Origin of the sequence: Bacillus clarus, from assembly GCF_000746925.1 — a bacterium.
Classification (GTDB): Bacteria; Bacillota; Bacilli; order Bacillales; family Bacillaceae_G; genus Bacillus_A; species Bacillus_A clarus.
Genome location: NZ_JMQC01000008.1, coordinates 3750734 through 3762774 on the forward strand (window position 1 = coordinate 3750734; position 12041 = coordinate 3762774).

General features: G+C 36.3%; 15 protein-coding genes. 13 read left to right on the forward strand and 2 right to left on the reverse strand.

The features are described 5' to 3' along the window. Positions 1–308 precede the first annotated feature (308 nt). The 3 genes from DJ93_RS20110 to DJ93_RS20120 all read left to right on the forward strand — a co-directional run bounded on the left by DJ93_RS20110 (position 309) and on the right by DJ93_RS20120 (position 2248). On the forward strand, positions 309–545 hold the full coding sequence (locus DJ93_RS20110; protein ID WP_042982823.1) for a DUF3961 domain-containing protein: 237 nt from the start codon (positions 309–311) through the stop codon (positions 543–545). A gap of 78 nt (positions 546–623) precedes the next feature. Then, a complete protein-coding gene (locus tag DJ93_RS20115; protein ID WP_042982825.1) occupies positions 624–1154 on the forward strand; it encodes a peptidoglycan recognition protein family protein in 531 nt (176 codons plus the stop codon). A gap of 110 nt (positions 1155–1264) precedes the next feature. Continuing rightward, on the forward strand, positions 1265–2248 hold the full coding sequence (locus tag DJ93_RS20120; RefSeq protein WP_042982826.1) for a YpdA family putative bacillithiol disulfide reductase: 984 nt from the start codon (positions 1265–1267) through the stop codon (positions 2246–2248). A gap of 26 nt (positions 2249–2274) precedes the next feature. Here DJ93_RS20120 and DJ93_RS20125 read toward each other — a convergent pair whose 3' ends face one another. Beyond that, the gene (locus DJ93_RS20125) at positions 2275–3249 is read right to left on the reverse strand and encodes an asparaginase (RefSeq protein WP_080743540.1); all 975 of its coding nucleotides are present in this window, start codon (positions 3247–3249) and stop codon (positions 2275–2277) included. A gap of 210 nt (positions 3250–3459) precedes the next feature. On the opposite strand from DJ93_RS20125, the gene DJ93_RS32840 reads away from it, so the two are divergent. The 4 genes from DJ93_RS32840 to fni all read left to right on the forward strand — a co-directional run bounded on the left by DJ93_RS32840 (position 3460) and on the right by fni (position 6982). Continuing rightward, positions 3460–3633 carry a YpfB family protein gene (locus DJ93_RS32840; protein WP_080743541.1) on the forward strand — a complete coding sequence of 58 codons (174 nt, stop codon included), beginning with the start codon at positions 3460–3462 and terminating at the stop codon, positions 3631–3633. A gap of 129 nt (positions 3634–3762) precedes the next feature. Continuing rightward, positions 3763–4440 carry a (d)CMP kinase gene (gene cmk, locus DJ93_RS20130; protein WP_042982827.1) on the forward strand — a complete coding sequence of 226 codons (678 nt, stop codon included), beginning with the start codon at positions 3763–3765 and terminating at the stop codon, positions 4438–4440. Between the two features lie 331 nt (positions 4441–4771). Continuing rightward, a complete protein-coding gene (gene rpsA, locus DJ93_RS20135) occupies positions 4772–5920 on the forward strand; it encodes a 30S ribosomal protein S1 (RefSeq protein ID WP_042982828.1) in 1149 nt (382 codons plus the stop codon). Positions 5921–5932: 12 nt separating this feature from the next. Then, on the forward strand, positions 5933–6982 hold the full coding sequence (gene fni, locus DJ93_RS20140; RefSeq protein ID WP_042982831.1) for a type 2 isopentenyl-diphosphate Delta-isomerase: 1050 nt from the start codon (positions 5933–5935) through the stop codon (positions 6980–6982). A 104-nt stretch (positions 6983–7086) separates the two neighbouring features. Here fni and DJ93_RS20145 read toward each other — a convergent pair whose 3' ends face one another. Then, a complete protein-coding gene (locus tag DJ93_RS20145) occupies positions 7087–7221 on the reverse strand; it encodes a YpzI family protein (protein ID WP_000513901.1) in 135 nt (44 codons plus the stop codon). 117 nt (positions 7222–7338) lie between these two features. Between DJ93_RS20145 and DJ93_RS20150 the strand changes: the two genes are divergently transcribed. The 6 genes from DJ93_RS20150 (at position 7339) to DJ93_RS20175 (ending at position 11862) form a co-directional block, all read left to right on the forward strand. Continuing rightward, positions 7339–7950 carry a YphA family membrane protein gene (locus DJ93_RS20150; protein WP_042982832.1) on the forward strand — a complete coding sequence of 204 codons (612 nt, stop codon included), beginning with the start codon at positions 7339–7341 and terminating at the stop codon, positions 7948–7950. Continuing rightward, a complete protein-coding gene (locus DJ93_RS20155; RefSeq protein ID WP_042982833.1) occupies positions 7943–8836 on the forward strand; it encodes a YIEGIA family protein in 894 nt (297 codons plus the stop codon). Before DJ93_RS20150 ends, DJ93_RS20155 begins: the two co-directional genes overlap by 8 nt. Further along, a complete protein-coding gene (locus tag DJ93_RS20160) occupies positions 8833–9018 on the forward strand; it encodes a capping complex subunit for YIEGIA (protein WP_042982835.1) in 186 nt (61 codons plus the stop codon). The genes DJ93_RS20155 and DJ93_RS20160 overlap by 4 nt, the downstream gene beginning before the upstream one ends. Positions 9019–9142: 124 nt before the next feature. Continuing rightward, a complete protein-coding gene (der, locus tag DJ93_RS20165; RefSeq protein WP_042982837.1) occupies positions 9143–10453 on the forward strand; it encodes a ribosome biogenesis GTPase Der in 1311 nt (436 codons plus the stop codon). A gap of 18 nt (positions 10454–10471) precedes the next feature. Continuing rightward, positions 10472–11494 (forward strand): NAD(P)H-dependent glycerol-3-phosphate dehydrogenase, encoded by a 1023-nt coding sequence (locus tag DJ93_RS20170; RefSeq protein ID WP_042982838.1) that lies wholly within the window; start codon positions 10472–10474, stop codon positions 11492–11494. Between the two features lie 116 nt (positions 11495–11610). Further along, a complete protein-coding gene (locus DJ93_RS20175; RefSeq protein ID WP_042982839.1) occupies positions 11611–11862 on the forward strand; it encodes a stage VI sporulation protein F in 252 nt (83 codons plus the stop codon). Positions 11863–12041 lie beyond the last annotated feature (179 nt).

A 12041-nucleotide genomic window follows, 5' to 3' on the forward strand; every position in this document is an offset into this window, starting at 1 on the left:
TGATTTCCTTTCATGGAAATCACGTTTTTTTGTTGAAGTGAATAATCGTAAAAGCTGTTAAAAAGGAAGCTTAAGAGTAATAAAACAGATAGATAGATTAGAAAAGAATGATGTAAAGACATAGGAATCCTGTATTTTTTGTTTGGGTAGTTACTATATTATAGGTTGATGATACTTATCATGATTGGGATTGTTTTTCTGCATTAGATAAGAAAAATAAAAAAACTAAAAGAACGCTTGTTCTATACGAACGTTTGTGCTACAATCTCTTTAGACAAACAAAATGGAAACGAAATAAGGAGAGGTTAATGATGAAAATGACAGTAGACCAAAGATTTATGATGCCAGCAGATGTTGTAGAGCGAGTGGAAGTTTTACGAAATAAACATAGTAAGCGCACATCATTATTACAATCAGTAAATAAATTCTTCGGATTAAATACGAAGGAAGATTGTGTTTGGTTTTACGGTTTTTATGGAGTGGCTGTAAGTATTTTATTATTTATGGTATTCACATCAAATATTTTCGATTTTCTCTTCGCATAAGAAATATGCTATATGGACATAGTCGTTGAATACATATGTAAGGAAGAAAGGTAATTTTCTAGAGCGGAGTTGATAGCGATGGCGATGTTCCCTATAGAGCGCAACTATATTGGATACGGAAGTTCACGACCAGGAATCCCTCTTTCGAAGGTAAGGTTTATTGTTAGTCATGATACGGGAAATCCTGGTAGCAATGCGATAGGAAATCGGGATTATTTTAATGAAATACAACCGAAAGCTTCAGCGCATACATTTATAGATGATAAAACAATATTAGAAATTATCCCGATAAATGAAGTGGCATATCATGTTCGATATAATGTGCCGACTGATAATGATTTATATGGTTATGATGCGAATAAGGCGGCTATTGGGGTTGAACTTTGTTACGGGGGCGATGTTAACTTCTGGGAAGCATACAATCGTTTCACATGGTATCACGCTTATTTATGTCAAAATTTCGGTTTAAATCCTAAAACGGATATTGTATCACACAAAACACTCGATCCAACTCGGAAAATAGACCCTGAAAATGTATTAGGGCAACAAGGAATTAAATTTCGGCAGTTTTTAGCAGATGTCTATCGGATGTATGTCTCGTTTAGATGACAAATATATGAAAAATGAATACAATAAAGATAGGTGCCTACTGCTGAAAGTAGGTTTTTTCTTGTTTATCTAAATAGAATCAGAGGCAGAAGACTAGGAGTGAGCCGAGTATGCAAAAAGAAATAGCTATTATAATTGGGGGCGGTCCATGCGGATTGGCAGCGGCAATTTCGTTGCAACAAGCAGGGATTGATTCGTTAGTAATTGAAAAAGGGAATATTGTAAATGCCATTTATAATTACCCAACTCATCAAACATTTTTCTCCTCTAGTGAAAAGTTAGAAATTGGTGACGTTGCTTTTATTACAGAAAATCGTAAGCCGGTTCGTAATCAAGCGCTTGCGTATTATCGTGAAGTGGTAAAGCGTAAAGAGGTACGCGTACATGCATTTGAACGTGTAGAGCAAGTTCAAAAAGATGGTGATTTTTTTAAAGTTGATACGATGAAACGTGACGGAAATAAAGAGACTTATACAGCAAAATACATTGTAGTAGCAACGGGATACTATGATAATCCAAATTATATGAATGTTCCGGGTGAGCAGTTGGAGAAAGTGTCTCATTATTTTAAAGAGGGACATCCTTATTTTGACCGTGATGTCGTTGTAATAGGTGGGAAAAACTCAAGTGTAGATGCGGCGTTAGAGCTTGTTAAAGCTGGAGCGCGTGTAACGGTGCTATACAGAGGGGAAGAATACTCGCAAAGTATTAAACCATGGATATTACCTGAATTTGAAGCGTTAGTACGAAACGGGACAATTCAGATGCATTTTCATGCTCATGTAAAAGAAATTGCAGAACACACGCTTACGTTTACAGTAGATGAGGAAACATTTACAATTCAAAATGATTTTGTCTTTGCGATGACTGGTTATCATCCAGATCATAGCTTCTTAACAAAAATGGGAGTTAAGATTGATGAAGAAACAGGACGTCCAATTTATATGGAAGAAAAAATGGAAACAAATGTTGAAAATATCTTTATCGCTGGTGTTATTGCGGCTGGAAATAATGCAAATGAAATATTCATTGAAAACGGAAGGTTTCATGGAGAAGTGATTGCACAAACAATTGTATCAAGAGAACGAAAATAAGCTGTCGAAATTCGACAGCTTATTTTTTAATTATGCATAAACATGCTTTGGATTTTTTCTTGAGAATGTGCATTCTCTAACGCGACTAGTAATTTGATACGAGCCTTTTGTGCATTTAAACCGTATGTGAAAACAACGCCCATATCTTTAAGTTGTTTTCCGCCACCTTCATAGGAATACACATCTTGAACGATTCCGTTAAAGCAACGAGAAACGAGAACGATTGGAATACCTTTGTTTCTTAATCGCCCTAGACTAGGGAGTGTTCTTGGTGGTAAATTACCTTGTCCAAGCGCTTCGATTACAATTCCATCTACTGGAAGTGTTTCGATTGCGGCTAACAATGTATCATCCATACCAGCATATGCTTTTAAAACGACAACATTTTTAGTGATTTGTCTAACTGCATATGTTTCATGATGTACTAAAGCGTGATGGAAAACAACGCCGCGTTTTGTTACCATACCAATTGGACCGTATTGTGGGCTTTGGAATGTTGCAACATTACTTGTGTGTGTCTTCGTTACGTTTGTAGCGCAGTGAATTTCATCATTTAACACAACGAGAACACCTTTTCCGGCGGCTTCTTTACTGTTCGCTACTTTTACAGCGGATAAGAAATTATATAGGCCATCGGCGCCTAATTCGTTGCTTGAACGCATTGCGCCTGTAACAACAATCGGGATGTTTGCTTGTACTGTTAAATCAAGAAAATATGCTGTTTCTTCTAATGTATCCGTACCATGTGTAATGACTACGCCATGAATGTCGTCTTGTTTTACTCTCTCATCAATGATGACTTGTAATTGTAACATTTCACTTGGAGTCATATGAGGAGATGGAAGATGGAAGATATCTTCAACAATTAAATCAATATCGTCCTCTAAATCAGGAATAAATTTTAAAAGAGGATTTTGTTTCCCTGGTTGTACAACCCCAGTTTCTTTATCTTCCTCCATTGCAATTGTTCCACCTGTATGTAAAACTAGGATTTTTTTCAATGCGATACCCCTTTCAAGTTGAAAAATACATTTAGAACATAACATGTTTTTAGTAAATTCGACAATGAAAATGTATAAAAGTTTGTGTAGAAAATGACAATAAGTTTAATTACTTTGTTTACGTTATATAAAGGGGATAGTAGATTTTGTTTTCTCCTTTTGTTTTCATGAGTTATGGTGTGAAAATGTAGAAGAAAAGGAGCGATCTTTTTGAAAAAAATGGAGAGAGTGCTAATTCGTGTCCTATTGATTCAATTTATTTGTCTTTGCATTGTACAATTGCTCTTTATGCATGAATCTTCAATTAAATATTTGTCGAAAATTATTTATTATGAAGGTGTTATGACAAAATATACAACAGATATTTTACAGGTGAATAAGTAGTTTTCATTTTCTTCTAGAGTGGAGTGTGCTACAATAATTGAGGATTTATTGGCGTAAAACAAACAAGAAGAAGCAGGGAATATACCTGCTTTTCGTTTTGTTTTATAAGTGAAAAAATGAGGTGTTACAATGGATAAACGAATTTCAATTGCTATAGATGGTCCAGCTGCCGCTGGGAAAAGTACAGTTGCAAAAGTTGTTGCAAAAGAACTTTCGTACGTTTATATTGATACAGGCGCAATGTATCGCACTCTTACATATGCAGCTCTTGAACAAAATATCGATATTGAAAATGAAGAAAAATTGATGAAAGTTTTAAAAAACGTAAATATTGAATTTCAACAAGGTGAACAGACACAACTTGTATTTTTAAATGAACAAGATGTCTCTGAAGTAATTCGTACACCAGATGTAACGAATCGTGTATCAATTGTTGCGAAGCATCGCCTGGTTCGTGAAGAAATGGTACGTCGACAACAAGAATTAGCAAAAAAAGGCGGCGTAGTAATGGATGGTCGTGATATTGGTACGCATGTATTACCAGATGCTGAAGTGAAAATCTTCATGCTTGCTTCTGTGGATGAGAGAGCGGAAAGAAGACATTTAGAAAATATGAATAAAGGCTTCGCTTCTAATTTAGAGCAATTAAAAAAAGAAATCGCTCAGCGTGATAAATTGGATTCAGAGCGTGAAGTTTCTCCGTTAAAAAAAGCCGATGATGCTTTGGAATTAGATACAACTTCTCTATCAATTGAAGAAGTAGTTCAAAAAATCATGGGGATTGTTTCGGGAGTGTTTGCAAAATAAAGAAAGGGGAATATCCTCTTTCTTTTTTGGTTTTTTTAGTGTAAAAGCTATGTGAATTGTGAGTCGCATTTCTTGACAAATTAGTGGATTTATAGGAAGTTAGTTAAAGAGGGAGAGAACTGTCAGAATATATTCGCTATTATATTTCAAAACATACTTTATTCAAGACGATTTTGCTGTATACTATTTATATAGGTTTAATATATTTTCTTGCAAAATGCACTGTAAATGAGTATGTGCTGATAAATTCTTATAACATGCAAATGAAAGCATTTGTTTTCATTTCCTATATACATAAAAAGCTTTGTCAATTCTGTAAGGAGGTATTTCCATGGTAGAAAAAATGAATGAAGAAGTTGTGAATTCAAAAGCATTACAAGTTGGTGACGTTGTTACGGGTTCTGTAACGAAAGTGGAAGAAAAACAGGTACTTGTAAATGTTGGATACAAAACAGATGGTGTGATTCCTATTAGTGAATTAGCTAACGTTCATATTGAAAAGGCAAGCGATGTTGTAGAATTAGATCAAACTCTTGAATTGAAAATTATTAAATTAGAAGATGATGATCTTGTATTATCTAAGCGAGCTGTTGATGCAGAAAAAGCATGGGTAGAATTACAAGAGAAATTTACTTCTGGTCAAGTATTTGATGTTACTGTAAAAGATATTGTGAATGGTGGTTTAGTTGTGGACCTTGGTGTTCGTGGATTTATTCCAGCTTCACTTGTAGAAGTGCATTATGTAGAAGACTTTACTGAATATAAAGGAAAAACACTAGCGGTGAAAATCGTTGAATTAGATCGTGAAAAAAATCGTGTTATTCTTTCGCATAAAGCAGTAGTAGAACAAGAACTAGATTCGAAGAAAAAAGAAGCGATTTCTTCTTTAAAAGAAGGAGATATTGTGGAAGGTACAGTACAGCGATTAACTGATTTTGGTGCTTTTGTTAACGTTGGTGGTGTTGATGGATTAGTTCATATTTCGCAAATTTCCCACGATCGTGTGGAGCAACCTTCTGAAGTGCTAGAACAAGGACAAAAAGTGAAAGTAAAAGTATTATCTGTTGATGCTGATACGCAGCGTATTTCTTTGTCAATTAAAGCCGCTCAACCAGGACCTTGGGGAAATGTTGCTGCTGAAATAAAAGCAGGAGCTGTTCGAGATGGAATAGTGAAGCGTATTGTTACATTCGGTGCTTTCGTTGAAATTTTACCAGGTGTAGAAGGACTTGTGCATGTGTCGCAAATTGCAAATCGTCATGTGAAGAATCCGAATGAAGTACTAGAGATGGGACAGGAAGTAAAAGTGAAAGTACTTGAAGTGCATGTAGCAGAAAAACGTATTTCTTTAAGTATAAAAGAAGCACTTGAAGAAAATAATGTAGTAGAGGATTATAGCCAATATGAGCCAAACTCTGATTCTGCAACGTTCCAATTAAGCGATATTATCGGTGAACAACTGAAAAAATTAAAGAAATAAAGAGGGGTACAAGTGGTAAGGGCAAAACGTAAATTAGAACATATTGAATATGCTCTTTCCACTGGACAGTCTCGTACACATGGCTTTCATGACATTGATTTTGTGCATCAAAGCTTGCCAAATTCAAGTTATGAAAGTATTACATGTGAAACAAAAATCGGCGAACTTTCACTAAGTTCGCCGATTTTTATCAATGCGATGACTGGTGGTGGAGGAGAACAAACATTACATATTAATGAACAATTAGCATCTGTAGCGAAACATCATAAGCTTGCGATGGCTGTGGGTTCACAAATGGCAGCGTTAAAAGATGAGAGCGAAGCCGCTTCATTTAGAATAGTTAGAAAAGTGAATCCAAATGGGATTGTTTTTGCAAACTTAGGTAGTGAAGCGACAGTTGAACAGGCGAAGTATGCAGTTGATATGATTGAAGCAGATGCATTACAAATTCATTTGAATGTAATTCAAGAACTAACAATGCCAGAAGGTGATCGGGATTTTACTGGTGTACTAGAACGGATTGAAAAGGTTACTTTAAATTGTGAAGTTCCCGTTATAGTTAAAGAAGTAGGTTTTGGGATGAGTAAAGAAACAGTACAACAGCTGGCCAATATAGGCGTCACAGCGATTGATATTGGTGGACAAGGTGGTACGAATTTTGCTGCTGTGGAAAATGAAAGAAGACAGCGAATGCTTTCTTATTTTAATAACTGGGGCATTCAGACAGCTACCTCATTAATAGAAGCATCCTCTACAAATAATAACCTCTCTCTCATTGCATCTGGTGGTATACAAACAGCGCTTGATGTCGCAAAAGCAATTGCGTTAGGAGCGCAGACGACCGCTTTTGCTGGATATTTTTTACGCATTTTAATGCAAGATGGTGTCGAGAAGTTAATGAATGAAATAGAGATTTTACATATGGATTTACAATTTATTATGACAGCCCTTGGTGCGAGAACGATAGAAGAATTACAACGAGTACCTCTTGTTGTGAAAGGTGAAACATACCATTGGTTATCGCAAAGAGGAATTGATACTACACGTTATAGTAGGAGATAATTTATTATGCATGAAAGTGTTCCTATTTATGTATAGTTTTATGTGTAAAAGCTTGAAGAAAAGCACTAAACGAAAAAACAGCCAGAAATTGGCTGTTTTTTTGTTTAGTGCTGATTTTGTTTTCGAGCTTGTTCTGGTGTATCAAGACTTGTTGCACCAGGATATTGAAGTGATTGGTCACGATCAGATTCAACACGGCGTGATTCGCGTAGTTTTCGTTCTTGGCGGTCTTTACCCATTGTTCATAACACCTCCTTATTAAAAGTGTTGCTGTTATCAGAAAAACTATGCAAAAAGAAGAACAGGATTAACTTTCATAAAAAGTTCCCATAATGGAAATCATAGGGGGTGAAATAATGGATGGAAGTTATTTTTATTTTGTAGCTTGGATGGGCTGGATCGTTGTAACGTTTTTTATGAAAAAGGAATCTATCAGGTGGAAAATAAGTGCTGTTATATTAGTTTTTATTATTTGTTCACCAATCAATATGTCGATTGCTTCTTTCACTGTATCAGTAAATGCTCTTTTACTTAGTATCATTTCATTTTTAGGGATTACACTATATTCTTTTTGGAAAAAATTATACGCCGTCCTTTCAGCACTTATTATCGCTATGTTATATACAAGTTTTCATTTGTTAGAAGTATATGATCCGATTTGGATAGTGGTGGACCGAATCTTTATGGTAAGTGGTGCTCTCGTATATGCATCAGTTTTATTGCACGGGGATCGTTTGTTACGCTTATGCTCTTTATATGTAGGGATGCTACAAGGAGAGCTATTAGTAACATTTATTTTCCGTAAATTACATTTTCCTTATGAATTTGGTAGTTTGGCGTTTTTTGATATCATCGCTGTTTCTACTTTATTCATGGTGATTTTATATTGTATTGCAAAAGCGTCAGTGTATACAGAACAACTTAAGAAAAAAACACGTAAAAGAAAGGCAAGGGTAATACATGACTGAATATACACCAGCCATTTTGTGTGGCGTAATTGCGGGAACAGTAACGCGAGTTTTAATGCTTCGTACAGATACGAGGCAATACCCTACAAGGTTACACGGGAAAATAATTCATATTGCTATGGGATTAATTGCGGCAGCTTTGGGTGCAATCGCAATTCCATCTATTTTGAAAAAAGATTTTTCTGCAATTACTTTTCTTACATTAGCAGCGACTCAATTTCGTGATGTGCGCAATATGGAAAGAAATACGCTTCAACAATTAGATGGATATGAGCTTGTACCACGTGGCAATACATATATTGAAGGGATTGCTTTAGTATTTGAAAGTCGTAACTATTTGGCTATGTTAACATCGTTTGTGACAACATTTGCTTATATCGGATTTCATTCATGGATTGCGGGGGTAATTGCAGGTATAGCAGGCTTTTTCATTGCAAAAACATTGATGTCTGGTAAACGACTTCATGACCTTGTAGAGATTGAGCATGTTCCTCTTCGTTTTGAAGGAGCTGGTCTTTATATCGATAATATTTATATTATGAATATTGGATTACCTGCAAGGCAAGAAGAAATTATGAAGTATGGAATGGGGTTTATTTTAAAGCCAAAGTCTATTGATGCTCGAGTCACGATAGCGAATTTAGGCCAACGTCAAGCGATTTTACACGATGTATCTGTAGCGTTAGGTGTATACAGAGATTCTGGGACACCAGCTCTTGTACCGTTAGCTAAGCGTGATCTGGAGGATGGAAGAGTCGGTGTTTTTGTACTTCCACAAGATAATGACGTAGAGAAAGCGATAGGTGTAATTGGTAATGTGCCAACATTAGAAAGTGCTGTTCATATGTCGTCAGAAGCTCCAAAAGGAAGGGGCGATGCGCGATGATGTTAGAAAGTTATATTCTGGCAGTCATTACAACAACGCCAGAAAAATTTGCTGGTGGAGCCCCTTCATTCGTTTGTGAATCGAAAGAGGAAATGGAATTTGTCGCAAATAATTTAGAAGCGATTTTAGACGGTATTGCACATCGCTTACAAGAGAATGTATATATTATTGTGAAACATTAGTAACGTGTGGTATAATATGAGGTGTTTTGATACGTTGAGAAATATTCTGGAATGCAAATCCCTTCTTGCACAAAGAAGGGTTTTTTACATAATAAACAGATGCAAGTTGAAAGGATGAAAGTATATGCCGAAACCAGTAGTGGCGATAGTAGGACGCCCGAACGTAGGGAAATCTACTATTTTCAATAGAATTGTTGGAGAGAGAGTTTCCATTGTAGAAGATATCCCAGGTGTAACACGAGACCGTATTTATAGCGCTGGAGAATGGTTAAATCACGAATTTAATATTATCGATACAGGCGGAATTGATATTGGAGACGAACCATTTTTGACACAAATTCGTCAACAAGCGGAAGTAGCGATTGATGAAGCGGATGTTATCATTTTTATGACGAACGGTCGTGATGGAGTAACGGCAGCTGATGAAGAAGTTGCAAAAATTTTATATCGTTCTAAAAAGCCCGTTGTACTTGCAGTAAATAAAGTTGATAATCCGGAAATGCGTAATGATATTTATGATTTTTATGCATTAGGATTTGGTGAACCATTCCCGATTTCAGGTACACATGGTTTAGGTTTAGGGGATTTATTAGATGAAGCTGCAAATCATTTTCCAAAGATTGAAGAAGAAGCATACGATGACGAAACAATTCGTTTCTCATTAATTGGACGTCCAAATGTAGGGAAATCATCACTTGTAAATGCGCTTCTTGGTCAAGAGCGTGTAATTGTAAGTAATGTAGCAGGAACAACACGCGACGCTGTCGATACGCCATACAGTAAAGATGGTCAAGATTATGTAATTATCGATACAGCTGGTATGCGTAAAAAAGGAAAAGTATACGAGAGTACAGAAAAGTATAGTGTGCTTCGTGCGCTTAGAGCGATTGAACGTTCTGACGTTGTCTTAGTTGTTTTAGACGGTGAAGAGGGCATTATTGAGCAAGATAAAAAAATTGCTGGCTATGCCCATGATTCAGGACGAGCTGTAATTATCGTTGTAAACAAATGGGATGCAGTTAAAAAAGATGAAAAGACAATGAAAGCATTTGAAGAAAATATTCGTGCTCATTTCCAATTTTTAGATTATGCACCGATTGTATTCTTATCTGCGAAAACGAAAAAACGTACACAAACATTATTACCGGTTATTAATGAGGTAAATGAAAGTCATAGCATCCGTGTCCAAACGAACGTATTAAATGACGTAATTATGGATGCAGTAGCAATGAATCCAACGCCAACTCATAACGGTAGTCGTCTGAAGATTTACTATGCAACACAAGTTGCAGTGAAACCACCAACATTTGTTGTATTTGTAAATGATCCAGAATTAATGCACTTCTCATATGAGCGTTTCTTAAAAAATCGTTTACGTGAATCGTTTGGCTTTGTAGGAACGCCAATTCGAATTATTTCTAGAGCAAGAGACTAATGGAGAGGATGTGATTTTATGACAAAAATCACAGTAATAGGAGCAGGTAGCTGGGGAACAGCGTTAGCGATGGTATTAGCTGACAATGGACATGATGTACGTATTTGGGGAAATCGCCCTGAACTTATGGATGAAATGAATACGAAACATGAGAACAGTCGATATCTTCCGGGGATTACATTGCCAAGCACAATCGTAGCCTACTCTTCTTTAGAAGAAGCATTAGTAGATGTAGAGACAATACTTCTAGTAGTACCAACAAAAGCGTACCGAGAAGTATTGCATGATATGAAAAAAATTATTACAGGACCAATTACTTGGATTCATGCGAGTAAAGGAATTGAACCAGGCACTTCAAAACGTATTTCTGAAATGATTGAGGAAGAAATTCCAGCGCATCTTATTCGTGATGTCGTTGTACTATCAGGACCAAGTCATGCTGAAGAAGTAGGATTGCGTCAAGCGACAACTGTTACAGCTGCCGCTAAGCGTATGGAAGCTGCTGAAGGGGTGCAAGATTTGTTCATGAATAGCTATTTCCGCGTATATACAAACCCTGATATCGTCGGAGTAGAACTTGGCGGGGCTTTAAAAAATATTATTGCGCTAGCTGCGGGAATAACTGACGGACTTGGGTTAGGTGATAACGCTAAGGCTGCGTTAATGACACGTGGTTTAACAGAAATCGCTCGTTTAGGAAGAAAAATGGGCGGGAATCCACTAACGTTTGCTGGCTTAACGGGTATGGGAGACTTAATTGTAACTTGTACAAGTGTTCATAGTCGAAATTGGCGTGCGGGAAATATGCTTGGAAAAGGACACTCTTTAGAAGAAGTATTAGATAGTATGGGTATGGTTGTTGAAGGTGTAAGAACGACGAAAGCGGCTCATGAATTGGCAGAGAAAATGGAAGTTGAAATGCCGATTACAGCGGCTTTATACGATGTGCTTTTCAATGGGAATAATGTGAAAGATGCAGTAGGCTCATTGATGGGACGTGTTCGAAAGCATGAAGTTGAAGCAATACCTGATTTACTGTAAATAAAAGCGATATAAGTGCGGTGTGCACTTATATCGCTTTTTATTTTTATGGGTCTTTTCACCATTTTTTTCTTCTTGCATAGGATGAAGAGTAACTTGAGGAGAGGGTGAAAGGAATGGATAATAACATTTTCAATAATATCGAGAAAGAAGCGAAAGTAAACAAAGATGATATTTTTAAATTAGCATCATCGGTACAAAATGCGAATTTACGTGATGAGAAAGTACTTCGTCAGTTAATTCATCAAGTTGCTCTATTAGCAGGACGTGAAGTGCCAAAAGAGCAAGAAGATCAAATCGTAAAAGCGATTATTAACAACAATATGCCGACAGACTTTAGCTCGTTAAGCAAAATGTTTAAAAAATAAAGTATGAGAAACAAAGAGTTTATAGATTGCATATGATAGCTATGAAAGAATAGAGGGATAGAGCTGTTTTGGGCATATTTGGTCAACTGGAGCGAGAAATATCTTCGCTCCGGTTTTATTTTTGTACATAAATTATTGTTAATTTGCAGTAAAATGATGAATTGTATTTGTTTAAAGAT

Coding starts and splice junctions, on each gene's coding strand:
- DJ93_RS20110 (WP_042982823.1), top strand. CDS start 309: ATGATGAAAATGACAGTAGACCAAAGATTTATGATGCCAGCAGATGTT.
- DJ93_RS20115 (WP_042982825.1), top strand. CDS start 624: ATGGCGATGTTCCCTATAGAGCGCAACTATATTGGATACGGAAGTTCA.
- DJ93_RS20120 (WP_042982826.1), top strand. CDS start 1,265: ATGCAAAAAGAAATAGCTATTATAATTGGGGGCGGTCCATGCGGATTG.
- cmk (WP_042982827.1), top strand. CDS start 3,763: ATGGATAAACGAATTTCAATTGCTATAGATGGTCCAGCTGCCGCTGGG.
- rpsA (WP_042982828.1), top strand. CDS start 4,772: ATGGTAGAAAAAATGAATGAAGAAGTTGTGAATTCAAAAGCATTACAA.
- DJ93_RS20145 (WP_000513901.1), bottom strand. CDS start 7,221: ATGGGTAAAGACCGCCAAGAACGAAAACTACGCGAATCACGCCGTGTT.
- DJ93_RS20150 (WP_042982832.1), top strand. CDS start 7,339: ATGGATGGAAGTTATTTTTATTTTGTAGCTTGGATGGGCTGGATCGTT.
- DJ93_RS20155 (WP_042982833.1), top strand. CDS start 7,943: ATGACTGAATATACACCAGCCATTTTGTGTGGCGTAATTGCGGGAACA.
- DJ93_RS20160 (WP_042982835.1), top strand. CDS start 8,833: ATGATGTTAGAAAGTTATATTCTGGCAGTCATTACAACAACGCCAGAA.
- der (WP_042982837.1), top strand. CDS start 9,143: ATGCCGAAACCAGTAGTGGCGATAGTAGGACGCCCGAACGTAGGGAAA.
- DJ93_RS20170 (WP_042982838.1), top strand. CDS start 10,472: ATGACAAAAATCACAGTAATAGGAGCAGGTAGCTGGGGAACAGCGTTA.
- DJ93_RS20175 (WP_042982839.1), top strand. CDS start 11,611: ATGGATAATAACATTTTCAATAATATCGAGAAAGAAGCGAAAGTAAAC.